Below are 24,226 nucleotides of genomic sequence, written 5' to 3' on the forward strand. Positions count from 1 at the left end.
CAGCGTTTCCGGTCGAGGGGGCGTCGGTCACGGTGGTGGGGCGTGCGCGGATTCCCGTACGGGGACGAGGGCGTGTGCGGGGAGACGGGCCGGGACGGGAACGGCCAGGCGTACCTCGGTGCCGCCGCCGTCGGCGCGGTCCACGGTCAGGCGGGCGCCGACGAGCAGGGCGCGCTCCCGCATGCCGCGGATGCCGGCGCCCTCCTGGGCGACGCCGATGCCGCGGCCGTCGTCCCGGACGCGGAGTTCGACACCGCCGGGCGCGCGGCGCAGGGCGAGCTCGGCGCGGCGGGCCCGGGCGTGGCGGGCGGTGTTGGTGAGGCCTTCCTGGGCGACCCGGTAGAGGACCAGTTCGGTCTCCCGGTCCAGCTCGGGCAGGTCCGCGTCGAGGCAGTGCTGGACGCTCAGCCCGGGCCCGCCGAACTCGGTGGCGAGGGCCTTGAGCGCGCTGGCGAGCCCGAGCTCGTCCAGCACGCCGGGGCGCAGCCGGCGGGCGATGCGCCGGATCTCCTCGAGGCTCGCCCGGGTGGTCTCCTGCACCTGGCGCAGTTCCTCGCGCAGTCCGGGCGGGGCGTGGTCGGCGGTGCGCTTGAGCTGGAGCAGCACGGCGGTGAGGGACTGGCCGACCTCGTCGTGCAGCTCGCGGGCGACGCGCCGGCGCTCGGCCTCCTGCGCGGACAGGGCGCGGGCGCTGCTCGTGGCGCGCTCGTCCTCCAGCCGGTCCAGCATGGTGTTGAACGTGGTGATCAGCTCGGCGATCTCACCGCGTCCGCCGACCGCCGGGCGGTGTCCGGGGCGGAGCAGGTCCGTCGTCGTCATCGCGCGGGTCAGGCGCTGGAGCGGGGCGAGGCCCACGCGGAGCAGCAGCGCGTTGGCGACGAGCATGGCGGCCAGCCCCGCCGTGAGGACCGCGGCCTCGGTGAGCAGGACCGGGGTGGACACGGTGACGGGTCCCAGCAGCAGGGCCGTGGCCACGATGAGCACGACGGCGTTCAGCAGGAAGATCCGCCAGAACAGAGGCACCCCGTACCGCCTCCTCGCCGTCGGCCGCTCGCCACGGGCTCCCGGTGCGGGAGCCCGACGGCCCGCGGTCCGGGGGCGCGGCGCGGGCCGTCACTCTTAGCGTGTGCGCCGAGCGGTCCCCGCGCCATCGGTGACAACCCCCATTTCTCCCCGGCCGCCCGGCCGGCCGGGCGGCCCGTGCAGGCAGTGGCCCCCGGGGCGGATGGGGCCCGCGACGGATGGTGGCGGGCGGTGGTGGTGGGCGACGCTGGAGTCTGTCGCACCGGGTGGGTGACGACGTCGGCGGGCGGGCAAACTCCTTTGTACCGCGCCGAGTTCGCGGCAGGCCGACGGTCGGGCCGATGACGCCCCGGTGTCACGGACCGATGGCCGTCGACGGTGCCACCGGGCGGCCGCCCCCTGGGAAGGAGGAGCCGTGCCCCAGTCCGACGACGAGCGTCTGGTCGACCTCGCGGCCCGTCTCGAACGCGAGGACCCCCGTTCCGTCCGCCCGCTCCCCGAAAGCCGTCCGGTGCGCCCCCGCGCGTACCGGCGCACGGGCGCCTGGTGCGCGCTGGCCATCGGGGTGGTCATGCTCGCCGCGGGTGTCGTCGTCCCCGACGGCCTCCTCATCGCGGCGGGCCTGGTCCTCGCCGGGATCGCCGTGCAGCTCCTCGACCCGGACCGGGACGGGCGCCCCGTGGAATGACGCGGCGCCCGAGCCGGCCGAAGCCGGTTCGGGCGCCGCGCGGCAGGTCGGGGGCGATGTGCCGTTCCTGTCATCGGCAGGACCTGGGGACTCGAACCCACTGCCCATGGGTCAGAAGCCCTGGTGGGGGTGGGGTGGCGGCCCCTCGTGCGGTCGGGGCAGTCGTCGTCGGGACGGCTCGGCGACTCACCCGCTGTCGTCTCACCTCTCCGTGGAACACGTGGAGGGGCCTCGGTGCCGTACGGCACCGAGGCCCCGAAGGAACTGCAACACCATCTGCCGGCCCTAGTACTGCGCCGGCCTTCTGTTTCCGCACAGCCGCCCGATACTCCGGCGGGGGTGCGGGGATCGCGGATACGTGACCGGAGACCACCTGCCTATCGATGTCCTGCGGTACCCGGGCTCACGCCTTCCGCCCGGGCGATCCTGATGGCGCTCGACTCCTCCGTTCTTCCCTCTGAACCCATCACGTGCGAACGGGACCGTGTACTGCTTGTCCCGCCGATACTGCGGCCGCGTCCACCGCGGCCCTGCTCATGGCGGCCCCTCATCACTGCGGGCCGCCCGGTCCGGTCGTCAGTCCCGTCGCCGTCATACGACCACCTGGCTTCGAAACTCCACCACCGCACCGTCATGCGGGTACCACTGCCCGGCAGTTCGTGTCTGCCGGGCCTTGCTCGATCTCGGCTACGGGAAAAACCATAATCATGCGAACACCGAATGTCTACTTCGACAAGCACAGATTTTGGCGCGTCCGATCATGAGGTATCCCCCTGGGCCGGTCCGCGAACGCTCGGGGCCGCCCGTGGCGCAGGTCCGGCGGACGGGGGAGGCCCGGAGCCGTCCGCCGGACTTCCCGTGACGCCGTCGGTCGGCGCGGCACCCGGGGTTCTCAGCCCTCCACGGTCCTGATCGCGCCCTATGGCCCGTGACCGACGCCCCGCGGTGCCGGAGGAGCCGTGTGCGCCCCGTCTTGCCGGACAGTGTCACCACCCGAGCCGCCCGGACGGGCCGACGCATAGAATGCGATCTCATGCCGAAGCCTGACGATCTGATCATTGACATCGCCGCCCTCGTGGAGTCCGGGCAGAGCAATCAGATGTCCCTGACCGTGGTCGCCGGTGGTGCTGTCATCACCGGTCGCCTGGCCCCGGAAGCCGTGTGGCGGCAGAGGGTGTCGGAGGTGCTGACGGATTCCGCGCAGCTGGGCGATTTCTCCGTCGTCTTCGGCGCCCCCGCGAAGAAGGACGGACCGCCCACGCATCTGCACTTCCACGTCGCGCGGATCCTTCAGGGCACGGTGGGGATCCCGGAGACGGGCGGGATGTACCGCATCGCGATCGAGGACGTCAGCGCCTGGACCGTGGGCGACTTCAGCTACTCCGACCACTGACCCACCGCCGCGCCGAGAGCGGCACGTCACGCGGTGAGGGCCCTGCCGGCACGTGCCGGCAGGGCCCTTTCTGTTCGACTCCCGCTCGTCCCGCCGATCAGCCGGACAGGGGGATGCCCAGCATCGCGGAAGCCCGCTGCACCGGGCTTTCCTCGCACGCGGGTGCGGCCTCGGGAAGGACCCGGCAGGTGAAGCCGAGCCGGGACATGGCCCGGAGCACCTCGCCGGCGCTGAAATCGCGGCGGTCCTGGCGGGTGACGACCTCGCCGACCTGCTTGACGGGGTAGTGGCGTCGTCCGATGATCACGGACTCGCCGGTGACCGGTTCGGGCTTGACGCCCTTCATCGATTCCAGCACGCCGCTCTTGGTCAGATCGAACGGGAAGCGGGCGATGACACAGCGCATGATGCCTCACGGGGGAGAAGGGGAGACGGGACCGACCGCCGTGAAGCGGTTCAGCGGGAGAGTGCGAGGACGCCCAGGGCATTGCCTTGTTCGTCGACCACGGGCAGGGCGCCGAGCCGACGGCGCCGCATCGCACGCTCGGCTTCGGTCCTCGTGGTCAGCGGTGAGGCGAAGGGAGCGATGACGTCGACGATGTCACGCAGACGGATCCGGTCCGTGGATCCGGAGCTGTCACGGACGACCGTGAGCCGGGCCCGGGTGACCAGGCCTGTGCACAGACCGTCATCGTCGCAGACGACCAGGTGCCCCGTACGGGCGGCGGCCATCACGGCCAGTGCCACCTCCACGGTCATGTCCTCCCAGACCTGCGGTCCGGCCGCGTCCATGGTGTCGGCCACCGTGCTGTGCACGCGGTGGGCGCTTGCCGGGCGGAACTGCGTCTGGACCAGCGTCAAAGGGTGCCTCCTGCGGGGTGGGTCGGCTTCCTGCTCTCGAAGGTTCTATGCCGCCGTACCGATGGACGACTGTCGTGCCGGCGCGCGGCGGGCCGCCGAAGCGGGGCGGCGTCGGCCACGTGAGGTCGCGCCGCGCCTCTTGGGGCGTTCGGCCACCGGTGCGGTGATGACGACCGGGACTCCGGAGGGGGTCTGGGCGCCGGTGATGCGGTGCAGGGCCTCCTCGCCGACGCGGACCCGGGTGGTCCGCGGGACGACGCCGGCCGCTGCCATGAGGCGGTTCATGGCGCGGCGCTGGCTCGGGGTGACCAGGGTGACGACGCTGCCGGACTCCCCGGCGCGGGCCGTACGGCCGCCGCGGTGCAGGTAGTCCTTGTGGTCGGTGGGCGGGTCCACGTTGGTGAATGCCGCGCGCCGCGACGTTGGTCGCCACCAGCACGTTGACGTGCCCGGTCTTGAACTGCGTCAGCGTGCGGGTGCGCTGCGGCTGCGACTTCCCGCCGTGCAGGGCGGCGGCCCGTACCCCGCTGTTCAGGAGGTGCTCGGTGAGGCGGTCGACGGCGTGCTTGGTGTCGAGGAACATGATCACGCGGCCGTCGCGTGCGGCGATCTCGGTGGTGGCCGTGTGTTTGTCGGCGCCGTGGACGTGCAGCACATGGTGTTCCATCGTCGTGACCGCACCGGCCGAGGGGTCGACGGAGTGCACGACGGGGTCGCTGAGGTAGCGGCGCACGAGCAGGTCGACGTTGCGGTCGAGGGTGGCGGAGAACAGCATGCGCTGGCCCTCGGGGCGGACCTGGTCGAGGAGGGCGGTGACCTGCGGCATGAAGCCCATGTCGGCCATCTGGTCGGCCTCGTCGAGGACGGTGACGGAGACCTGGCTCAGCCGGCAGTCGCCGCGGTCGATGAGGTCCTTGAGGCGTCCCGGTGTGGCGACGACGACCTCGGCGCCACCGCGCAGCACGCTCGCCTGCCTGCCGATCGGCATCCCGCCCACCACCGTGGCCAGCCGCAGCTTGACGGAGCGGGCGTACGGGGCGAGCGCGTCGGTGACCTGCTGCGCCAGCTCACGCGTCGGCACGAGGATCAGCCCCAGCGGCTGCCGGGCCTCGGCGCGCTGCCCGGCCGTACGGGCCAGCAGCGCCAGACCGAAAGCGAGGGTCTTGCCGGAGCCGGTGCGGCCCCGGCCGAGGACGTCCCGCCCGGCGAGGGAGTTCGGCAGGGTCGCGGCCTGGATCGGGAACGGTGCGGTCACGCCTTGTGAACCCAGCGTGGCCAGCAGTTCCCGGGGCATGTCGAGATCGGCGAAGCCCTCCACGGCGGGAAGCGCGGGAGTGACCGCCTCGGGGAGGGCGAACTCTCCCTGGAGCGCGGCAGGCCGGCGGCCGTAACCGCCGGAACGGCTCGGGGCGGACGGCTCGAATCGGCCGCCGCCCCTTCCGGAGTCGGCACGGCCCTTACGGGTGCGGGCGAAACGGTCGTTCGTACGTGTGCGGTTCATGCGGAACCTTCCTCGATGCGGCACATATCAAGGAACTCCCGCAGCGATGAGCGGCACGGAGAATTGCAAGAATGGGCCGATGGAACGCGACAGCGAATCCGGCCGGCGGGAAATCCGTGCGGGCGCAGGAGCTGAAACGAGTGGTGCGATGTGGACGCACCGTCCGGACGTCCACGGTGATGCGGCCATGAAGGGATGCGTCCGCACCCCCGAAGGGCGATCCGTGTGCGGTGGGCCCACGAATTTCCTGGTCGTCGTCCGCAGGGGAAACCACTGCGGAAAACGCGAGCAGCTGGGACCCGCACCCCAAAGGATGCGGGTCCCAGCTACGTAGTGCGCGTCAGCGTCAGGCGAGAACGATGTTCTCGGCCGTCGGGCCCTTCTGACCCTGCGCGATGTCGAAGGTCACCTTCTGGCCCTCGAGCAGCTCGCGGAAGCCCTGGGCGGCGATGTTCGAGTAGTGGGCGAACACGTCAGCGCCGCCACCGTCCTGCTCGATGAATCCGAAACCCTTTTCCGCGTTGAACCACTTCACGGTACCAGCAGCCATGTCATTTCTCCTTTGGGGCAGTGCATCGACGTCCGCACTGCGCGGACACCGTGTCGCCGCGATGATCACCCCATCCGGAAAAAGACCGGATACACAAAAGCACTTCCAGCGGCACAGAAACCGACCGGAGAGCATGTGAAGTTTCGGGAACCACAACTGCAACTTGGACCGACAGTAGCACGCCCCAGCAGCTTGTGCGTGATGAAGAATTCCACCCCCTTTATTGCGACAGAGAACCTGTCCGCATGTCCCGTTAAAACCTCAGCTCCCGGGAACAGCTATTGACGAACCCGGAGCTCAGCGTTTCCGGGAGCATGGGGCGTGCCCGGCGCGAGGACTGCCCCCCGGAGGGTTCTGTCTGCCTCGTGGGAGAAAGTACGGAAGGAAGGGCCGGTCCGCTGTGCCTCCGGCGGTCGGGCCATGCCCGGGACCACGGGTCTGCCGTCCGCCGTCGCGAGCAGACGGCCCGTTGGAAGGCGAGCAGTTCCGAACGCCCGGCGGAGGGGCCGAGCGGGCCGAGCCTGCGGAGATGTGGCCGTCCCAGAGGATCGCCGGCCCGGCCGCCCGGCAGGCGATCCGTCGCGCCCTCCGCGCGCTCCTGAACTCCGCGGTCGCCCGGCGGTCGACCACCCGGCGCCGGCATGAGACGAGCGGGGGCCCCGGCCAGGTCGTGGCGTGGACACCGCAGCGGTTCGGCGCCTTCCTGGACGTGGCCGAGGGCGACCTGCTGTGCGCGATCTTCCACCCGATGGGCATCGCGGTTTCGTCATCGCGGGGCGGTCGGTCAGGACGGGCACGAAACCGGACTCGACGCCGGCCTCGCCGTCCCCGGCCGCAGCCGATCCGTGGGCGATGGGCGCATCCGCTCACGCGCGGGACCGGAAAACGAGTCGGCGTCCGGGTCGGCCGAAGCCGACCCGGACGCCGCATAGCAGGTCAGAGGCTGTTCGCCTCCCCTGCCACCGGTAGGCCCTGTGGGACTCGAACCCACAACCAATGGATTAAAAGTCCACTGCTCTGCCAATTGAGCTAAGGGCCCCTGGCGATGTTGCCTCCCCGAGCATAGCGGGACGCGGCCGGGACTCCGATCGGGTATCGCCGAGGCGGGTCCGGACGTGTCCCGCGCGGAACGCGGGAGGGCCCGCACGACGGGTGTCGTGCGGGCCCTTCCGGTCGGCCGGGTGAGGCCGCGTCAGCCGTTGCGCTTCCAGCGCGGCTTGTCGTCGCGGCGGCCGAAGGAGCCGCCGCGGTGGTCGTCACGACGGCCGTACGGGCGGTCGTGGGAGCCGGAGTGGGAACCGGGGCGGTCGCCCTGGCGGTCGCGGTTGAACGGACGGTCGCTGCCGCGGTGGCCGCCGCGGTCGTCACGGCGGAAGCCGCCGCGGTCACCGCGGTCGCGGTTGAAGCCACCGCGGTCGTCACGGCGCTCGAAGGAACGCCCACCACGGTCGTCACGACGGTCGTCCCGGCGGAACCCGCCACGGTCGTCACGGCGGTCACCGCGGTCGCGGTTGAAGCCGCCACGGTCGTCACGGCGCTCGAAGGAACGCCCACCACGGTCGTCACGACGGTCGTCCCGGCGCTCGAAGGAACGCCCGCCACGGTCGTCCCGGCGGTCGTCCCGGCGGAACCCGCCACGGTCGTCACGGCGGTCACCGCGGTCGCGGTTGAAGCCGCCGCGGTCGTCCCGGCGCTCGAAGGAACGCCCGCCACGGTCGTCACGACGGTCGTCCCGGCGGAACCCACCGCGGTCGTCACGGCGGTCGTCACGGCGCTCGCGCCGCTCGTACGGCGCCGGGGCCTCCGTACGCTCCGCGCGCTCGGTCCGCTCGACGTCCCGCGCGGTCGGCTGCTCCGGCAGCGTGACCTCGGCCTCGGCGGCCTCGGCGGCCTCGGCCGCCTCGGCGACCACCGTCTCGACGTCCTCGCCGCGCTCGCGCGCGACCCGGGCCAGCAGGCGGTCGGCCTCGTCGCGCAGCTCGGAGGCGCGGCGCTGGGCCCGCTCCAGCTCCTTGGTGAGCTGGGCGACCTCGCGCTCGGCCTGCTGCGCCGCGTTGCCGGCCGACTCGGCCTGCACCTCGGTCATCGACCGGGCGCCGGTGATCTCGGCGACCTCCGGCTCGAAGGCGGCGCCGCCCTGGATGATGTGGCGCGTGGCGTCGACGCCCGCGTCCTCCATCAGCCGGAAGATCTGGCGGCGCTGGTGCGGCAGGGACAGGGAGACGACGGTGCCGGTGCGGCCGGCGCGCGCCGTGCGGCCCGCGCGGTGCAGGTAGTCCTTGTGGTCGCCGGCCGGGTCCACGTTGAGGACCAGGTCGATGCCGTCGACGTGGATGCCGCGCGCGGCGACGTCGGTGGCGACCAGGACGTTGACGTAGCCGTCCTTGAAGTCGGCCAGGGTGCGCGTCCGCGCGCCCTGCGTCATGCCGCCGTGCAGCGCGTCCGCCTTCACCCCGGCGTCCCGCAGCTGCTCGGCGACGCGGTCGGCGCCCAGCTGGGTGCGGACGAAGATGATGGTGCGGCCCTTGCGGGAGGCGATCGCGGCGGTGACCGGCGCCTTGTCCTTGGGCTTCACGACGAGGATGTGGTGCGACATGGTCGTCACCGCGCCCTGCGCCGCGTCGACCTCGTGCGTCGCCGGGTTGTCGAGGTACCGGTCGACGAGGGTCTTGATCTCGTTCTCCATGGTCGCGGAGAACAGCATCCGCTGACCGCCCGCCGGGACCTGGTCGAGCAGTTCGGTGACCTCGGGCAGGAAGCCCAGGTCGGACATCTGGTCGGCCTCGTCGAGGACGGTGATCTGCACGTTCTCCAGCGAGCAGGCGCCGCGGTTGATGATGTCCCGCAGCCGGCCCGGGGTGGCGACCAGGACGTCGACGCCGCGCTCGAGGGCGTAGATCTGGTTGCCCATGGACGTGCCGCCGCAGACGACCTTCATCTTCAGGCCGAGGACGTCGCCGTACGGCTGGAGCGCGTCGGCGACCTGCATGGCCAGCTCACGCGTCGGCGTCAGGATGACGGCGCGCGGCTTGTGCTTCTCGGTCCGCCCGCCGGCCAGCGTGGCCAGGGTCGGCAGACCGAAGGAGAGGGTCTTGCCGGAGCCGGTGCGGCCCCGGCCGAGGATGTCCTTGCCGGCCAGGGCGTCCGGGATGGTCGCGGCCTGGATCGGGAAGGGGGTGGTCACGCCGTTCTGCGCGAGCTTGCGCACGACGCCCTCGGGCAGGCCGAGGTCGACGAAGGTGGTCTCGGGGGCCGCCGTCGTCTCGGTGGTGACGTCGGTGCGGGTGTCGGTGTCCTCGGTGTTCTCGGGCACGACGACGTGATCAGTACTGGCGATGGGCATACGAATGCGAAACCTTCCGGAGTCTCTTCGGCACGCGCCCGTCAACTCCGTGATTCGCAGTTCGCAATTACGACCGCCTCGATGCGGTCCACCACGGCAAGGGAGAGAGTACGCGCCACACGGCGCGCTCTGCAGTGGCGCCGGGCAAATAGGATCAAACGATCTGCCACCATACGCACCCGGACCCCCCGAAAGCAAACCAGCAGGTGAGCGCGAGGTTCGGTGGGCGGGGAGGCACGGGAGAAGGGCTCAGTAGACCGGCTCCCCCGCTTCCGGCGCCGGCTCCCGCCGCGCCAACTGCGTCTCGGGCGACTGGTGCGCCGACGAGGACGGCTCCGCCTGTGTCGGCTCCGGTTCCGCCGACGGCTCGGGCGGTGGCGACGAGGGCTGCGGCTCCGGCGTGTGCGAGGGCTCCGGGGGCACGGGCCCGTCGTCCGGGGTCGGCCCCGCGGGCCCGTCCGGCCCGCCGTCGGCCGGCGCGGGCCGGCTCGCCCCCGCGGACGGCGAGGCCTGGGCGGACGCCGCCTTCCCCGCCCCGCCCTTCTTCCTCCTGCCCTCGCGCCGCTCGCCCTCGGCGTCTCCGCGCGCCCCGCCGGCCGACACGGCGCCGTACCCGCCGCCGCCCGGGACCGCGGCGCCCCCGTCCGGCGCCTCACCGCCCGGCTTCCCCGCGGAGTGCGACGGTCCGGCGGCCCCGCCCGCACCGTCCCCGCCCACGCTCATGCAGCCGGCGGCAGCGGCGACGGCCACGACCGTGGCGGCCAGGCGGGCGGGTACGTACAAGCGGCGCACGGGGCCACCTCCGGTCGGAGTGCAGGGTCGACAACCCCAACTCCCACCACCCGCGAGAAGACACGCGAACGGCACGGGGGTGTCGTCCGGATCACGCCCTATCCGTAGCCGAGCGCGTGCAGCCGGGCGTCGTCGATCCCGAAGTGGTGGGCGATCTCGTGCACCACCGTGATCTCCGTCTCGGCGACGACGTCCTCCCGGGACTCGCACATCCGCAGCGTCGGTCCCCGGTAGATGGTGATCCGGTCCGGCAGCACCCCCGCGTACCACTCGCCCCGCTCCGTCAACGGAGTCCCCTCGTACAGCCCGAGCAGCTCCGGATCGTCCGCCGGCGGCTCGTCCTCCACGAACACCGCGACGTTGTCCATCAGTCGGGTCAACTCCGGCGGGATCCGGTCCAGCGCCTCGGCGACCAGCTCCTCGAACGTCTCGCGCGTCATCTCCAGCACAGAGCCATTGTCGGGCACGGGGCGTCCGTACGAGTCGCGCGCGGGCCCCGCATATCCGGCCGTCGACGTGGGCATACGGGACCAATGGCCCGCGTCCCCTCCGCAGTGACGAACGTCCTCCACCGCGTCCGACGGGTCCCGCGGGCCCACACGAGCCCCCGCCGGCCGGCCCCGTCGCCCGCCCTCTCCCCACGGCCACGTCCCTGGACGCGCGCGCTCGGCCTCGTCGCCGTGGTCGTCCTCGGTTCCTGGCTCGGGCTGCTGGTCGTCGGCAACGTCCGGGTCCCCGTGGGCCCCATGGACACCACCATGACCCTGCGGCCCTCCGTCACCGGCGGCACGAAGATCAACGTCTCGCCCCTCGGCGACCTCCGGCTCGCCAGCCACATCGCGCCCGTCCGCCTGGACGTCAACGTCGACCAGCTCGACCCCGAGCGCTCCCAGGCCCTCGTCGACCACCCCGAACGCCTCTCCGGCCTCCAGGACGAGGTCACCCGGGACATCACCCACGGCGCCACCGACCTCGCCGTGCGCTCCTGCGTCGCCGTGGTCACCGGCGCCACCGCCCTGGGCCTCCTCGTCTACCGCCGCCCCCGTCGGGCCCTCGCCGCCGGCGGCCTCGCCCTCGGCCTGCTGGCCGCGTCCGGCGGCACGGCGTACGCCACCTGGAACCCCGACTCCGTCCTGGAGCCCAAGTTCTCCGGCCTGCTCTCCTCCGCGCCCTCGCTCGTCGGCGACGCGCGCAGCATCGTCGCCGAGTTCGACGTCTACCAGCAGGAACTGGCGCGCCTGGTCACCAACGTGACCAAGCTCTACGACGCCACCTCCACCCTCCCCGCCTACCGGCCCGACCCGACCACCCTCCGCGTCCTGCACGTCTCCGACATCCACCTCAACCCGGCCAGCTGGAAGATCATCGCCTCGCTGGTGGAGCAGTACCGGGTGGACGTGATCGTCGACTCGGGCGACACGATGGACCACGGCACCGCCGCCGAGAACGGCTTCCTGGACCCCATCGAGGACCTGGGCGCCCCCTACGTCTGGGTCCGCGGCAACCACGACTCGCTCGCCACCCAGCGCCACCTCGAAGGCATGGAGAACGTCCACGTCCTCGACCACGGCAGGGCGAAGACCGTCGCCGGCCTGCGCTTCGCCGGCATCGGGGACCCGCAGTTCACCCCCGACCGCTCGAAGCGGACCGGGGCCGAGCAGTCCCAGGAACTGGCGGGAGCCCGTCTCGCCTCCGCCCTGCGCGACCAACGGGCCGCCGGCACCCCGGTGGACGTGGCGGTCGCCCACGAGCCGTCCGCGGCCCGCGAGGTCGACGGCACCGTGCCGCTGGTGCTGGCCGGGCACATCCACCACGAGGAGACGGAGGTCATGAAGTACGGCACCCGGCTCCGCGTCGAGGGCTCCACCGGCGGCAGCGGCCTGCGCGCCATCGAGGGGAAGTACCCGGACCCGATCGAGACGTCGATCCTCTACTTCGACCGCGACACCCGCCGCCTCCAGGCCTGGGACTCGATCGAACTGGGCGGCCTCGGCCTCACCACGGCGGAGGTCAGCCGCCACCTCCCGAAGGAGAACCAGCCGGGCGCGACCACCTCGCCGTCCCCCTCCTCCGGGACCCCGTCGGTCACCCCCTCGACGCCCGCGCCGTAAACCGTTTTGGCGAACGCCCCCGACAGCACGTATGCTTCTCACGTCCCCGACGCGCTGAGAAGCGCCCAGGCGGGCCGATAGCCCTCATCGTCTAGCGGCCTAGGACGCCGCCCTTTCAAGGCGGTAGCACGGGTTCGAATCCCGTTGGGGGCACGCACCACCCTGTGCGACACTGTCGTACGACACGCTTGGTCCTGTGGAGCAGTTTGGAGTGCTCGCCACCCTGTCAAGGTGGAGGCCGCGGGTTCAAATCCCGTCAGGACCGCTGGTGTTTCACGTGAAACACCGCGGCTGGGTAGCTCAGTTGGTACGAGCGATCGCCTGAAAAGCGATAGGTCGCCGGTTCGACCCCGGCCCCAGCCACAGCAAAGGCCCCGATCCTCGATCGGGGCCTTGTTGTGTGTCCCCGCACCCGCACCCCGGCAAAATCATTGGCCGCGAATTTTCGCGGGATGAGATCCTGGAGTCCGTATGTCTACGCACTCTGCCCCCGCTTTCGGCCCCCTCGCCTCCCGCCTCACCGAACTGTCGCTGCGCGACGCGCACCGGCTCGGACGCAGGCTCGAAGGCGCACGCAAGATCCGCAAGCCCGAGGCCCGCGCCGCCGTGCTCGCCGAGATCGAGGCGGAGGTCGCCGGGGCCGAGGAACGGATGGCCGGGCGGCGCGCCCGGGTGCCCGCGGTCACGTACCCCGAGCAGCTGCCGGTCAGCCAGAGGAAGGACGCGATCGCCGAGGCGATCCGTGATCACCAGGTGGTGATCGTCGCGGGTGAGACCGGTTCCGGCAAGACCACGCAGATCCCGAAGATCTGCATGGAGCTGGGCCGGGGCGTGCGGGGCATGATCGGGCACACGCAGCCCCGCCGGATCGCCGCGCGCACGGTCGCGGAGCGGGTGGCGGAGGAGCTGGACACGCCGCTGGGCGAGGCCGTCGGCTGGAAGGTCCGCTTCACCGACCAGGTGAACCCGGACGCCACCTTCGTCAAGCTGATGACGGACGGCATCCTGCTCGCCGAGATCCAGACCGACCGCGAGCTGCGCGCCTACGACACGATCATCATCGACGAGGCCCACGAGCGGTCGCTCAACATCGACTTCCTGCTCGGCTACCTCGCGCAGCTGCTGCCGAAGCGGCCGGACCTCAAGGTCGTCATCACGTCCGCGACCATCGACCCGGAGCGTTTCTCCCGGCACTTCGGGGACGCGCCGATCATCGAGGTCAGCGGGCGCACCTATCCGGTGGAGGTGCGGTACCGGCCGCTGCTTGAGGAGGACTCGGAGGACGCCGACCGCGATCAGATCACCGCGATCACGGACGCCGTCGAGGAGCTGATGGCGGAAGGGCCCGGCGACATCCTGGTGTTCCTCTCCGGTGAGCGGGAGATCCGGGACACGGCGGACGCGCTGACGAAGAAGCGGTACCGGTCGACCGAGGTGCTGCCGCTGTACGCCCGGCTGTCGCACGCCGAGCAGCACCGGGTGTTCCAGCAGCACAGCGGCCGCCGGATCGTCCTGGCGACCAACGTGGCCGAGACGTCCCTGACCGTGCCGGGCATCAAGTACGTCATCGATCCCGGGTTCGCCCGCATCTCCCGCTACAGCCACCGCACCAAGGTGCAGCGGCTGCCGATCGAGCCCGTCTCGCAGGCCAGCGCCAACCAGCGCAAGGGCCGCTGCGGCCGTACCTCGGACGGCGTCTGCATCCGGCTGTACAGCGAGGACGACTTCCTGGCCCGTCCGGAGTTCACGGACGCGGAGATCCTGCGTACCAACCTCGCCTCGGTGATCCTGCAGATGACGGCGGCCGGCCTGGGCGAGATCGAGAAGTTCCCGTTCATCGACCCGCCGGACCACCGCAACATCCGCGACGGCGTGCAGCTGCTCCAGGAGCTGGGCGCGCTCGACGCGGCGCAGAAGGATCCCCGCAAGCGGCTGACGCAGACCGGGCGGAAGCTGGCGCAGCTGCCGGTGGACCCGCGGCTGGCCCGCATGGTGCTGGAGGCGGACAGGAACGGCTGCGTCCGCGAGGTCATGGTCATCGCGGCCGCGCTGTCGATCCAGGACCCGCGGGAGCGGCCCGCCGACAAGCAGACGCAGGCCGATCAGCAGCACGCCCGGTTCCGGGACGAGTCCAGCGACTTCCTCGCGTACCTCAACCTGTGGCGGTACGTCCGCGAGCAGCAGAAGGAGCGCGGTTCGTCGTCGTTCCGCCGGATGTGCAAGCAGGAGTACCTGAACTTCCTGCGGATCCGCGAGTGGCAGGACATCTACACGCAGTTGCGCACGGTCGCCAAGCAGATGGGCATCCACCTCAACGAGGAGGACGCCGCCGAGGACCGGATCCACGTCTCCCTGCTGGCCGGTCTGCTGTCGCACATCGGCATGAAGGACGTGAAGGAGTCCAAGGACTCCGGTCCGGGCGCCGGCCGCAAGGACGGCGGGCGCAACGAGTACCTGGGCGCGCGGAACGCCAAGTTCGCGATCTTCCCCGGCTCGGCGCTGTTCAAGAAGCCGCCGCGGTTCGTGATGTCGGCCGAGCTGGTGGAGACGTCCCGGCTGTGGGCGCGGGTCAACGCGAAGATCGAGCCGGAGTGGGTGGAGCCGCTCGCGGAGCACCTGCTCAAGCGCACGTACAGCGAGCCGCACTGGGAGAAGGACCAGGCGGCCGTGATGGCGTACGAGAAGGTGACGCTGTACGGCGTGCCGATCGTGGCGCAGCGCAAGGTGAACTACGGCCGGATCGACCCGGAGGTCTCCCGGGAGCTGTTCATCCGCAACGCCCTGGTCGAGGGCGACTGGCGGACGCACCACAAGTTCTACGCCGACAACCGGAAGCTGCTGACCGAGGTCGAGGAGCTGGAGCACCGCGCCCGGCGCCGGGACATCATGGTCGACGACGAGACCCTGTTCGACTTCTACGACCAGCGGATCCCCGAACACGTGGTGTCGGGGGCGCACTTCGACTCGTGGTGGAAGCACAAGCGGCACGAGCAGCCGGACTTCCTCGACTTCGAGCGGGAGATGCTGATCCGTGAGTCGGCGGAGGCGGTCACCAAGGCCGACTACCCCGACTCGTGGCGGCAGGGTCCGCTCACGTTCCGGGTGACGTACCAGTTCGAGCCGGGTGCGGACGCCGACGGTGTGACGGTCCACGTTCCGCTCCAGGTGCTGAACCAGGTGACGGACGAGGGCTTCGACTGGCAGATCCCGGGACTGCGCGAGGAGGTCGTCACGGAGTTGATCCGTTCGCTTCCCAAGCCGATCCGGCGGAACTACGTGCCGGCGCCGAACTACGCGAAGGCGTTCCTGGAGCGGGCGGTACCCCTGCAGGAGCCGCTGACCGTGACGATGGCCCGTGAGCTGAAGCGGATGGTCGGGGTGCCCTTCGAGGCGGAGGACTTCGACTGGTCCCGCGTCCCGGACCACTTGAAGGTGACGTTCCGGATCGTTGACGAGCGGCGCCGCAGGATCGCCGAGGACAAGGACCTGGAGGCGCTCAAGCTCCAGTTGCGGCCGAAGGCCCGCAAGGCGCTCTCCCAGGCGGCCGCCGCCACGGCGCAGCGCCGGGGCGGCGAGTCGCTGGAGCGCGGGGGGCTGACGGACTGGACGATCGGCTCGCTCACCCGTGTGTTCGAGACCCGTCGTGCCGGTCAGCCGGTGAAGGCGTATCCGGCGCTGGTCGACGACGGCGACACGGTGTCGGTCCGGCTGTTCGACACGGAGGCCGAGCAGGAGCAGGCGATGTGGAAGGGCACGCGCCGGCTGATCCTGCTGGGGATTCCGGTGAACCCCGCCAAGTTCGCTTCCGAGAAGCTGACGAACGCGCAGAAGCTGGCGCTGTCCGCCAATCCGCACGGTTCGGTGCAGGCCCTGTTCGACGACTGCGCGATGGCCGCGGCGGACCGGCTGATCGCCGACTTCGGCGGTCCGGTGTGGGACGAGGAGTCCTACCGGAAGCTGTACGACAAGGTCCGCGCGGAGATCGTCGACACGACGGTCCGCGCGGTGGGTCAGGTGCAGCAGGTGCTGGCGGCGTGGCAGGCCTGTGAGCGCCGTCTGAAGGGCGTACGGAGCCCCGCCCTGCTGCCCAACCTGCGGGACGTACGGGAGCAGCTGGACGGGCTGGTGCGGCCCGGTTTCGTGACGGAGGCGGGACTGCGGCGGCTGCCGGACCTGATGCGCTATCTGGTGGCCGCGGACCGGCGCCTGCAGCAGATGCCGACGAACGTGCAGCGGGACACCACGCGCATGGCGAAGGTCCACGAGATGCGGGACGAGTACGCGTGGCTGCTGGAGCAGATGCCGCGGGGGCGGCCGGTGCCGCGGCAGGTGCTGGACATCCGCTGGATGATCGAGGAGCTGCGGGTCAGCTACTTCGCCCACGCGCTCGGTACGGCGTACCCGGTGTCGGACAAGCGGATCGTGAAGGCGATCGACGCGGCGGTGCCGTGACGGGACCCGCACGCAGGGTGAGTTCGACCAGGGGGCTCCACCTCCTGTAGAGTCCTTCTCGCAGCGCAACGCAGACGGAATCCAATATGCGACTCCGTCGTGTGAGTGCCGCGAAACCTGGTCCTGTGGAGCAGTTTGGAGTGCTCGCCACCCTGTCAAGGTGGAGGCCGCGGGTTCAAATCCCGTCAGGACCGCAGCAAGGAGAAGGCCCGCACCCCGCGAGGGGTGCGGGCCTTCCGCATGAGGGCACGCCGACGGGCGACGAAGGCCGCGCCCCGCGCGGAGCCGCGCATGACCACAGCACAACACCCCGTCAGGACCGCAGCCGACGCAGAGCCCGCTCCCACGACGGACAGGGCCCTTCCGCATGCGAACACGCCCGCGACGGAGGCCGCGCCCCGCGGCGGGGCCGCCGTGAACACAACGCATCCCGTCAGGACGGCGGTTCCGGAAGGCCGGTGGCCCGCGGCCGACGCGGGCCTTGCGCATGCGCGCCGCGCTCCCCGGCCCCGGACTCCCGCGCGTGGACGGGGCGCTGTACGCCTCCCTGCGTCCTCCCCGCCGTCTTGACGCACCCGTCGGGCCCCCGGTACTCCAAGAAGCAGGGCACCGCCCCGTGTGGCCCTCCTGGAGGTGGCGTATGGCGACATCGGCTGGGCACGCGACATGGGCGCCGCTCCGCGCACACCTGTCGGCCGCGTCGTCGTACCGGCGCCTCACCCGCCACTGCCCCGTCCACCACCGCCCCCTGCGACGGGAGACGGGCTCCGTACCCCGCCCCTCGGACCCCTCCCGGCCGGCCGGGGAACACCTCGGTCCCAACGCCCGTTCCCTCTAGCGCATATGCCGCAGGCTCAACAAGCCAACCAGTATGTGACGGGTGTCACCCCATGAGTTTCAGGAAGTGCGGTACTTACACCTCTCCTACAACAAGCCAATTTAATATGTGCAATTGCACCACTCGGAGAGGTCCGCGCCGGCCGGCGCACAGGTGATCCCCCACTCGTCCCCAGAGTCCGACAAGCCCGCGCACGGAGCGTCCCGTGAACCTCGACGGGACCGGGCCGGTCCCCCACGAACGCACAAACACGAGCGCACAAAAAAGATCGCGCTGGACTCGGCGGAGTCCAGCGCGATCGACGACGCACCCTTGTTCAGCTGCCTGCAAAACTCTGATCGGCTTGGGCGAGGGGCCTGTTGGGGCAGTCCCCGCGTCGCTTGGAGCCAGGGTTCCCGGGCGCCTCGGCCGGTGGGGGACCGGCCGGTCGTGCCCGGTTCATGCGGTGGTTCAGGCCTCGCTGCGCTGCTGCGGAATGCCCGCGAGCAGTGCGCGGACCTCGGCTTCGCGGTAGCGGCGGTGCCCGCCGAGCGTGCGGATCGACGTGAGCTTGCCTGCCTTCGCCCAGCGCGTGACCGTCTTCGGGTCGACGCGGAACATGGTGGCGACCTCAGCCGGGGTCAGCAGCGGCTCGGCATCAGGGGTGCGAGCGGTCATGAGCGGCCTCCTCGGGAGAACCGAACCTTCTCGGTTCTTTCCTCTAAATTCTGCACCTTGACCCGCGTTGCCCGAAATGGCGGACGCGAGTCGAGTCGGTTATAGGACGAACGGCTTGTCCTCGGCACTACAACTACACCATCTGTCCAGCCACGTCGGCCAAACCGATGGAATTGCCCTCCCAGGTGTTCATCAGCCGCGGAAGCCGATGGACCGTGCCATAGCGGACAGTCACGCCACTGTGACGATCAGTCACAGCAGCGATCAGGAGTCACCAGACCCCCCAAAGCATGCATTGCCGAGATTCCGCCCGTAGTCGAGCACATCAGGACGGAAGAGTCCTCCCCGGACTCCTTGTCCTATTTTGGCATGAGGGTGGGCAAGGGGCGCAAGGGGCGTGTAAGTGCGGTCCGTCACGCTTGACGCGCTTGGGACATACGCCCGGATCGACGCCTACGTCCGTTCCCGGACCCGTACTGACAGAACCTCAGGCACCTCAGGGCGAAGACGAAACCCCAAGAACGGCGTTTGGTCAAACGTCAGTTCGCCGAACGCAGGTCGCGGACCGACCGCCAGCGCTCCACGAGACGCCCGTAGGCCGCCCCGGCGCCCTCCTCGTCGCCCCGGCGCAGCGCCGCGATCCCTTCGGCCACGTCCGCCGCCGAGCGGTCGCCCTCGAGCGCGCCGGCCGGCAGGGCGTGCACCAGTCCGCCGTAGTCCAGCTCGACCAGCGAGCGCGGGTGGAACTCCTCCAGCCAGCGCCCGACGTCCACGAGTCCGTCGATCAGCAGGCTCTCGTCCACGGCCTCCCTGAGCGCCCGCAGCCCCCGCGCCACCCGCCGGCGGGCCTGGACCATCGGGGTCCGGTACCGCAGGGCGGGTTCCTCGTCGGCGGAGCCCTTGACGTACTCCCGCTCGTCGTCCGCGAACAGCACGAACCAGTTGATCGGCACCTGCCAGGTCGCGGTGCGGATCCACGGCCGGGCGTCGGGGTGGTCGGCCAGCCAGCGCTCGTAGTCCCGGGTCGCCTGGTGCCGTACGACCGGGGGCAGGAGGGCGTCCAGGACCGGCGGCGGGAAGTCCTCGGCCAGCTCGCCCAGGGCCCGCCAGCCGCGCAGCCGGGTGCGCCAGGGGCAGACGCGGACCACGCCGTCGGCCTCCAGCACGAACGCGTCGTCGCTCTCGTGCACCGGCACCGGCACCGGCGGGGTGGGCACGAGGTCGGCCAGGGAGCGGCGGAGTTCGTCCTGGTGGGAGGGGCGGTCGGGGCGGCGGGCGTAACGGGCCCAGTGGCCGCGTTCCGGTTCCGGGAAGGCGGTCAGCGGTTCGTACACGCGCAAGTAGGTCGCGTAGGGGACGATCACCGAGGACACCTTGGGCACGCCTGCTCCCTCCCCCGAGGACCGTCGCGAAAACCTGCCGGGCCCCCGCCCGGACGGGTGGGAAATCCCCGCGAACCGCCGCACGGCGGTACTCCGGACGGAGGTGATCCGGGTCACGGTACCGCCGGCGGGCGTCCGAGGATCTAATCTCGTGCCACAGCTCCCGCCACCTCTACGGGGGCCGACCCCGCCCGCCGCTACTTACTCAGGAGTCACCACAGTGACCGACGTATCTGACGGCGTCCTGCACACCCTGTTCCGCTCGGACCAGGGAGGCCATGAGCAAGTCGTGCTCTGCCAGGACCGCGCCACCGGCCTCAAGGCCGTCATCGCCATCCACTCCACCGCGCTGGGCCCCGCCCTCGGCGGTACGCGCTTCTACCCGTACGCCTCGGAGGGGGAGGCCGTCGCCGACGCGCTGAACCTCGCGCGCGGGATGTCGTACAAGAACGCCATGGCCGGGCTCGACCACGGCGGCGGCAAGGCCGTGATCATCGGCGACCCGGAGCAGGTCAAGTCCGAGGAGCTGCTGCTGGCCTACGGCCGGTTCGTCGCCTCGCTCGGCGGCCGGTACGTCACCGCCTGCGACGTCGGCACCTACGTCGCCGACATGGACGTCGTGGCCCGCGAGTGCCGCTGGACCACCGGCCGCTCCCCGGAGAACGGCGGCGCGGGCGACTCCTCCGTGCTCACCTCCTACGGCGTCTACCAGGGCATGCGGGCCGCCGCCCAGCACCTGTGGGGCGACCCCTCGCTGCGCGACCGCAAGGTCGGCGTCGCCGGCGTCGGCAAGGTCGGCCACCACCTGGTGGAGCACCTGCGCGCCGAGGGCGCCGAGGTCGTGATCACCGACGTGCGCGAGGACGCCGTGCGACAGGTCCTCGACCGGCACCCCCAGGGCGTGTCGGCCGTCGCCGACACCGAGGCGCTGATCCGCACCGAGGGCCTGGACGTCTACGCCCCGTGCGCGCTCGGCGGGGCGCTGAACGACCACAGCGTGCCGGTGCTGACCGCCAAGGTGGTCTGCGGCGCCGCCAACAACCAGCTCGCCCACCCGGGCGTGGAGAAGGACCTCGCCGACCGCGGGATCCTCTACGCGCCGGACTACGTGGTGAACGCGGGCGGCGTCATCCAGGTCGCCGACGAGCTGCACGGCTTCGACTTCGACCGGTGCAAGGCGAAGGCGTCCAGGATCTTCGACACCACGCTCGCCATATTCGCACGTGCGAAGGAGGACGGGATCCCGCCGGCCGCCGCGGCCGACCGGATCGCCGAGCAGCGGATGGCGGAGGCGCGCCCGGTGCGATGACGCGTACGGGGACGTCCCGACTCGGGGCACCTTCGTACATGTGTGCGGTACCCGCCGGGGGGCACTTGGAGAGAACTCTCACTTCTCCCGGCGGGTCGGCCGCCGAGAAGTGGTTAAAATCGCGGTTGACCAGCGAGGACGGGGCGCCTCGAAGGTCCTGGGCGCGGGCACGTCATGCGGGCGACGTACCGTATGGGCGTGGGCTCAGGTACCGTGGAAGCCCTACGGACCGGACTCTCCGATGAGAGTCCGTTCTGGACCATGAACGCGTGTCAAGACTCTGGGGCCGTCGAGCCCCGTCGTTGAGGGGGTCGAGCCATGGGGCGCGGCCGGGCCAAGGCCAAGCAGACGAAGGTCGCCCGCCAGCTGAAGTACAACAGCGGTGGGACTGATCTCTCCCGCCTGGCCGAGGAGCTGGGCGCATCGCCGTCGAACCAGCCACCGAATGGTGAGCGTTTCGAGGACGATGAGCAAGACGACGACCTGTACGCACGGTACGCCGACCTCTATGAGGACGACGACGAGGACGAGGGTGACCCGTCCTCGCAACAGCGCCGCGGCGCTTGACCTTGCGACACCAGCCCGGTCGGTGACTCCGGTCACCGACCGGGTTTAGTGCTGCCTCGGCTGCTCCGGCGGCACCGGCCGCCCGGGCACCGCCCGCACGTTCACCGTGCGGGCGGCACGCCGTCGCTCACTTCGCGTAGTCACCGACGAGGGCCGCGCCCGTGGTGTGCTCGCCACGGTCGGTGATCTCACCGGCCACCCAGGCGTCCACCCCGCGGTCGGCCAGCGTCGCCAGCGCCACGTCGACGGACTCCTGCGGCACGATCGCGATCATGCCGACGCCCATGTTCAGCGTCTTCTCCAGCTCCAGCCGCTCGACCGAACCGGTCCGGCCGACCAGGTCGAACACCGGTGCGGGGGTCCAGGTGGAGCGGTTCACGGTCGCGTGCAGTCCGTCGGGGATCACACGGGCCAGGTTGGCCGCGAGTCCGCCGCCGGTGACGTGGCTGAACGCGTGCACCTCGGTGGTGCGGAGCAGGGCCAGGCAGTCCAGCGAGTAGATCCTGGTGGGCTCCAGGAGCTCCTCGCCGAGGGTGCGGCCCAGCTCGTCGATCCGGGCGCCCAGGGCGAGCCCCGCGCGGTCCAGCAGCACGTGGCGGACGAGGGAGTAGCCGTTGGAGTGAAGTCCGGAGGACGCCATGGCGATCACCGCGTCACCCGTGCGGACGCGGTCCGCGCCGAGCAGCCGGTCGGCCTCCACGACGCCCGTGCCGGCCCCGGCGACGTCGAAGTCGTCCGGACCCAGCAGGCCGGGGTGTTCGGCCGTCTCGCCGCCGACCAGGGCGCATCCGGCCAGCACGCAGCCCTCCGCGATGCCCTTGACGAGGGCGGCGACACGCTCGGGGTGGACCTTGCCGACACAGATGTAGTCGGTCATGAAGAGCGGCTCGGCGCCGCACACCACGATGTCGTCCATGACCATGGCGACCAGGTCGTGGCCGATGGAGTCGTAGACGCCCATCTGCCGCGCGATGTCGACCTTGGTGCCGACACCGTCCGTGGCGGAGGCGAGCAGGGGCCGCTCGTAGTTCTTCAGGGCGGAGGCGTCGAAGAGGCCGGCGAATCCGCCGAGGCCGCCGAGGACCTCGGGGCGCCGCGTCTTCTTCACCCACTCCTTCATCAGCTCGACGGCGCGGTCGCCCGCCTCGATGTCGACGCCCGCCGCTGCGTAGCTGGCACCAGTGTTCTGGGACATGACTGTGAGAGCTTTCGTGTCGTCCGTCAGGGCTTACGGGCGGCGGATCGCGTCGACCGAGGCCGGGGCGGCGGTGCCGGCGGCCAGCTCGGTCTCCAGGAGCTGCTTGCCGAGGAGCTCGGGGTCGGGCAGCTCCATCGGGTACTCGCCGTCGAAGCAGGCGCGGCACAGGTTCGGCTTGGCGATGGTGGTCGCCTCGATCATGCCGTCGATGGAGATGTACGACAGGGAGTCGGCGCCCAGCGAGGTGCCGATCTCGTCGATGCTCATGCCGTTGGCGATGAGCTCGGCGCGGGTGGCGAAGTCGATGCCGAAGAAGCAGGGCCACTTCACGGGCGGCGAGGAGATCCGGATGTGGACCTCGGCGGCGCCCGCCTCGCGGAGCATGCGGACCAGGGCGCGCTGGGTGTTGCCGCGCACGATCGAGTCGTCGACGACGACCAGGCGCTTGCCCTTGATGACTTCCTTGAGCGGGTTCAGCTTCAGGCGGATGCCGAGCTGCCGGATGGTCTGCGAGGGCTGGATGAACGTACGTCCGACGTACGCGTTCTTGACCAGGCCGGCGCCGAAGGGGATGCCGGACGCCTCCGCGTAGCCGATGGCGGCCGGAGTGCCGGACTCCGGGGTCGCTATGACCAGGTCGGCCTCGACCGGGGCTTCCTTCGCGAGCTTGCGGCCCATCTCGACGCGCGAGAGGTACACGTTCCGGCCGGCGATGTCGGTGTCCGGGCGGGCCAGGTACACGTACTCGAAGACACAGCCCTTGGGCTTCGCTTCCGCGAACCGGGAGGTGCGCAGTCCGTTCTGGTCGATGGCGACGAACTCGCCCGGCTCGATCTCGCGCACGAAGCTCGCGCCGCAGATGTCGAGGGCGGCGGACTCGGAGGCGACGACCCAGCCGCGCTCCAGGCGGCCGAGGACCAGCGGGCGGATGCCCTGCGGGTCGCGGGCCGCGTACAGGGTGTTCTCGTCCATGAAGACGAGGCTGAAGGCGCCCCTGACCTTGGGGAGGACCGCGTGCGCGGCCTGCTCCACGGTCACCGGCTCGCCGTCGGCGGCGCGCTGGCCGGCCAGCAGGGCGGTGATCAGGTCGGTGTCGTTGGTGGCCGCCACCTTGGGGGCGCGGCCGTTCTCCTTGGGGAGTTCGGAGACCATCTCGGCGAGCTGCGCCGTGTTGACCAGGTTGCCGTTGTGGCCGAGCGCGATGGATCCGTGCGCGGTGGCGCGGAACGTCGGCTGGGCGTTCTCCCACACGGAGGCGCCGGTGGTCGAGTAGCGGGCGTGTCCGACCGCGATATGACCCTGGAGCGAACCGAGAGAGGTCTCGTCGAAGACCTGGGAGACCAGGCCCATGTCCTTGAAGACGAGGATCTGGGAGCCGTTGCTGACCGCGATTCCCGCGGATTCCTGGCCCCGATGCTGGAGGGCGTAGAGCCCGAAGTACGTGAGCTTGGCGACCTCTTCGCCCGGAGCCCAGACACCGAAGACGCCACAAGCGTCCTGGGGGCCCTTCTCGCCGGGGAGCAGGTCGTGGTTGAGTCGTCCGTCACCACGTGGCACGCCA

18 protein-coding genes, 5 tRNA genes and 1 pseudogene are annotated in these 24,226 nt (G+C 71.1%); 11 read left to right on the forward strand and 13 right to left on the reverse strand.

Features of this window, described 5'->3' with window-relative positions; genetic code table 11:
- Positions 1 to 27: 27 nt before the first annotated feature.
- Complete coding sequence (locus ADK41_RS31010) at positions 28 to 1,023, reverse strand: HAMP domain-containing sensor histidine kinase (RefSeq protein WP_030820443.1); 996 nt, start codon at positions 1,021 to 1,023, stop codon at positions 28 to 30.
- A gap of 415 nt (positions 1,024 to 1,438) precedes the next feature.
- Between ADK41_RS31010 and ADK41_RS31015 the strand changes: the two genes are divergently transcribed.
- Positions 1,439 to 1,711, forward strand: coding sequence for a DUF3040 domain-containing protein (locus ADK41_RS31015; protein WP_030820441.1), 273 nt, complete (start codon positions 1,439 to 1,441; stop codon positions 1,709 to 1,711).
- A 1,033-nt stretch (positions 1,712 to 2,744) separates the two neighbouring features.
- Positions 2,745 to 3,104: a hypothetical protein gene (locus ADK41_RS31020; RefSeq protein WP_030820439.1), complete on the forward strand. Its 360-nt coding sequence runs from the start codon at positions 2,745 to 2,747 to the stop codon at positions 3,102 to 3,104.
- A gap of 97 nt (positions 3,105 to 3,201) precedes the next feature.
- Here the strand turns inward: ADK41_RS31020 and ADK41_RS31025 are convergent, their stop codons facing one another.
- The 8 genes and pseudogenes from ADK41_RS31025 to ADK41_RS31060 all read right to left on the reverse strand — a co-directional run bounded on the left by ADK41_RS31025 (position 3,202) and on the right by ADK41_RS31060 (position 10,600).
- A complete protein-coding gene (locus tag ADK41_RS31025) occupies positions 3,202 to 3,510 on the reverse strand; it encodes an SCO5918 family protein (RefSeq protein ID WP_030820437.1) in 309 nt (102 codons plus the stop codon).
- Between the two features lie 50 nt (positions 3,511 to 3,560).
- A complete protein-coding gene (locus tag ADK41_RS31030; protein WP_030820435.1) occupies positions 3,561 to 3,965 on the reverse strand; it encodes a CBS domain-containing protein in 405 nt (134 codons plus the stop codon).
- Between the two features lie 45 nt (positions 3,966 to 4,010).
- Positions 4,011 to 5,466: pseudogene (locus ADK41_RS31035) on the reverse strand (DEAD/DEAH box helicase).
- 346 nt (positions 5,467 to 5,812) lie between these two features.
- Positions 5,813 to 6,016 carry a cold-shock protein gene (locus ADK41_RS31040; protein WP_014145516.1) on the reverse strand — a complete coding sequence of 68 codons (204 nt, stop codon included), beginning with the start codon at positions 6,014 to 6,016 and terminating at the stop codon, positions 5,813 to 5,815.
- Between the two features lie 966 nt (positions 6,017 to 6,982).
- Positions 6,983 to 7,055 (reverse strand) — tRNA-Lys (locus ADK41_RS31045).
- Between the two features lie 153 nt (positions 7,056 to 7,208).
- Positions 7,209 to 9,359 (reverse strand): DEAD/DEAH box helicase, encoded by a 2,151-nt coding sequence (locus ADK41_RS31050; RefSeq protein ID WP_030820432.1) that lies wholly within the window; start codon positions 9,357 to 9,359, stop codon positions 7,209 to 7,211.
- A gap of 249 nt (positions 9,360 to 9,608) precedes the next feature.
- A complete protein-coding gene (locus ADK41_RS31055) occupies positions 9,609 to 10,151 on the reverse strand; it encodes a hypothetical protein (RefSeq protein WP_030820430.1) in 543 nt (180 codons plus the stop codon).
- Between the two features lie 98 nt (positions 10,152 to 10,249).
- The gene (locus ADK41_RS31060) at positions 10,250 to 10,600 is read right to left on the reverse strand and encodes a metallopeptidase family protein (RefSeq protein ID WP_030820428.1); all 351 of its coding nucleotides are present in this window, start codon (positions 10,598 to 10,600) and stop codon (positions 10,250 to 10,252) included.
- Between the two features lie 84 nt (positions 10,601 to 10,684).
- Between ADK41_RS31060 and ADK41_RS31065 the strand changes: the two genes are divergently transcribed.
- The 7 genes from ADK41_RS31065 to ADK41_RS43610 all read left to right on the forward strand — a co-directional run bounded on the left by ADK41_RS31065 (position 10,685) and on the right by ADK41_RS43610 (position 17,552).
- Positions 10,685 to 12,262 (forward strand): metallophosphoesterase family protein, encoded by a 1,578-nt coding sequence (locus ADK41_RS31065; RefSeq protein WP_030820426.1) that lies wholly within the window; start codon positions 10,685 to 10,687, stop codon positions 12,260 to 12,262.
- 80 nt (positions 12,263 to 12,342) lie between these two features.
- Positions 12,343 to 12,415 (forward strand) — tRNA-Glu (locus ADK41_RS31070).
- A 37-nt stretch (positions 12,416 to 12,452) separates the two neighbouring features.
- Positions 12,453 to 12,527: transfer RNA gene (locus tag ADK41_RS31075), tRNA-Asp, on the forward strand.
- Between the two features lie 24 nt (positions 12,528 to 12,551).
- A tRNA-Phe gene (locus ADK41_RS31080) sits at positions 12,552 to 12,625 on the forward strand.
- A gap of 108 nt (positions 12,626 to 12,733) precedes the next feature.
- Positions 12,734 to 16,714, forward strand: a complete 3,981-nt coding sequence (gene hrpA, locus ADK41_RS31085) for an ATP-dependent RNA helicase HrpA (RefSeq protein ID WP_030820424.1) — start codon at positions 12,734 to 12,736, stop codon at positions 16,712 to 16,714.
- Positions 16,715 to 16,833: 119 nt separating this feature from the next.
- A tRNA-Asp gene (locus ADK41_RS31090) sits at positions 16,834 to 16,908 on the forward strand.
- Between the two features lie 446 nt (positions 16,909 to 17,354).
- Positions 17,355 to 17,552 carry a DUF6274 family protein gene (locus tag ADK41_RS43610; RefSeq protein ID WP_078661809.1) on the forward strand — a complete coding sequence of 66 codons (198 nt, stop codon included), beginning with the start codon at positions 17,355 to 17,357 and terminating at the stop codon, positions 17,550 to 17,552.
- A gap of 450 nt (positions 17,553 to 18,002) precedes the next feature.
- Here ADK41_RS43610 and bldC read toward each other — a convergent pair whose 3' ends face one another.
- Positions 18,003 to 18,209, reverse strand: coding sequence for a developmental transcriptional regulator BldC (gene bldC, locus ADK41_RS31095; RefSeq protein ID WP_003949541.1), 207 nt, complete (start codon positions 18,207 to 18,209; stop codon positions 18,003 to 18,005).
- 539 nt (positions 18,210 to 18,748) lie between these two features.
- Positions 18,749 to 19,591, reverse strand: a complete 843-nt coding sequence (locus ADK41_RS31100; RefSeq protein WP_030820422.1) for a hypothetical protein — start codon at positions 19,589 to 19,591, stop codon at positions 18,749 to 18,751.
- Between the two features lie 220 nt (positions 19,592 to 19,811).
- Here ADK41_RS31100 and ADK41_RS31105 point away from each other — a divergent pair, with 220 nt between their 5' ends.
- Both ADK41_RS31105 and ADK41_RS31110 read left to right on the forward strand, forming a co-directional pair.
- On the forward strand, positions 19,812 to 20,900 hold the full coding sequence (locus ADK41_RS31105) for a Leu/Phe/Val dehydrogenase (protein WP_030820420.1): 1,089 nt from the start codon (positions 19,812 to 19,814) through the stop codon (positions 20,898 to 20,900).
- Positions 20,901 to 21,218: 318 nt separating this feature from the next.
- Positions 21,219 to 21,467: a DUF3073 domain-containing protein gene (locus ADK41_RS31110; RefSeq protein ID WP_030820419.1), complete on the forward strand. Its 249-nt coding sequence runs from the start codon at positions 21,219 to 21,221 to the stop codon at positions 21,465 to 21,467.
- 127 nt (positions 21,468 to 21,594) lie between these two features.
- Here ADK41_RS31110 and purM read toward each other — a convergent pair whose 3' ends face one another.
- Complete coding sequence (gene purM, locus ADK41_RS31115; protein WP_030820418.1) at positions 21,595 to 22,662, reverse strand: phosphoribosylformylglycinamidine cyclo-ligase; 1,068 nt, start codon at positions 22,660 to 22,662, stop codon at positions 21,595 to 21,597.
- 33 nt (positions 22,663 to 22,695) lie between these two features.
- Positions 22,696 to 24,222 carry an amidophosphoribosyltransferase gene (gene purF / locus ADK41_RS31120; RefSeq protein WP_030820417.1) on the reverse strand — a complete coding sequence of 509 codons (1,527 nt, stop codon included), beginning with the start codon at positions 24,220 to 24,222 and terminating at the stop codon, positions 22,696 to 22,698.
- Positions 24,223 to 24,226 lie beyond the last annotated feature (4 nt).

Source organism: Streptomyces caelestis (genome assembly GCF_001279005.1).
GTDB lineage: Bacteria > Actinomycetota > Actinomycetes > Streptomycetales > Streptomycetaceae > Streptomyces > Streptomyces heliomycini.

Excerpts from the sequence above, each read along its gene's own strand:
- ADK41_RS31110 (WP_030820419.1), top strand. The coding sequence starts at position 21,219 with ATGGGGCGCGGCCGGGCCAAGGCCAAGCAGACGAAGGTCGCCCGCCAG.
- bldC (WP_003949541.1), bottom strand. The coding sequence starts at position 18,209 with ATGACCGCTCGCACCCCTGATGCCGAGCCGCTGCTGACCCCGGCTGAG.
- ADK41_RS31020 (WP_030820439.1), top strand. The coding sequence starts at position 2,745 with ATGCCGAAGCCTGACGATCTGATCATTGACATCGCCGCCCTCGTGGAG.
- ADK41_RS31040 (WP_014145516.1), bottom strand. The coding sequence starts at position 6,016 with ATGGCTGCTGGTACCGTGAAGTGGTTCAACGCGGAAAAGGGTTTCGGA.
- ADK41_RS31025 (WP_030820437.1), bottom strand. The coding sequence starts at position 3,510 with ATGCGCTGTGTCATCGCCCGCTTCCCGTTCGATCTGACCAAGAGCGGC.
- ADK41_RS43610 (WP_078661809.1), top strand. The coding sequence starts at position 17,355 with ATGGCGACATCGGCTGGGCACGCGACATGGGCGCCGCTCCGCGCACAC.
- ADK41_RS31050 (WP_030820432.1), bottom strand. The coding sequence starts at position 9,359 with ATGCCCATCGCCAGTACTGATCACGTCGTCGTGCCCGAGAACACCGAG.
- purM (WP_030820418.1), bottom strand. The coding sequence starts at position 22,662 with ATGTCCCAGAACACTGGTGCCAGCTACGCAGCGGCGGGCGTCGACATC.
- hrpA (WP_030820424.1), top strand. The coding sequence starts at position 12,734 with ATGTCTACGCACTCTGCCCCCGCTTTCGGCCCCCTCGCCTCCCGCCTC.
- ADK41_RS31065 (WP_030820426.1), top strand. The coding sequence starts at position 10,685 with ATGGCCCGCGTCCCCTCCGCAGTGACGAACGTCCTCCACCGCGTCCGA.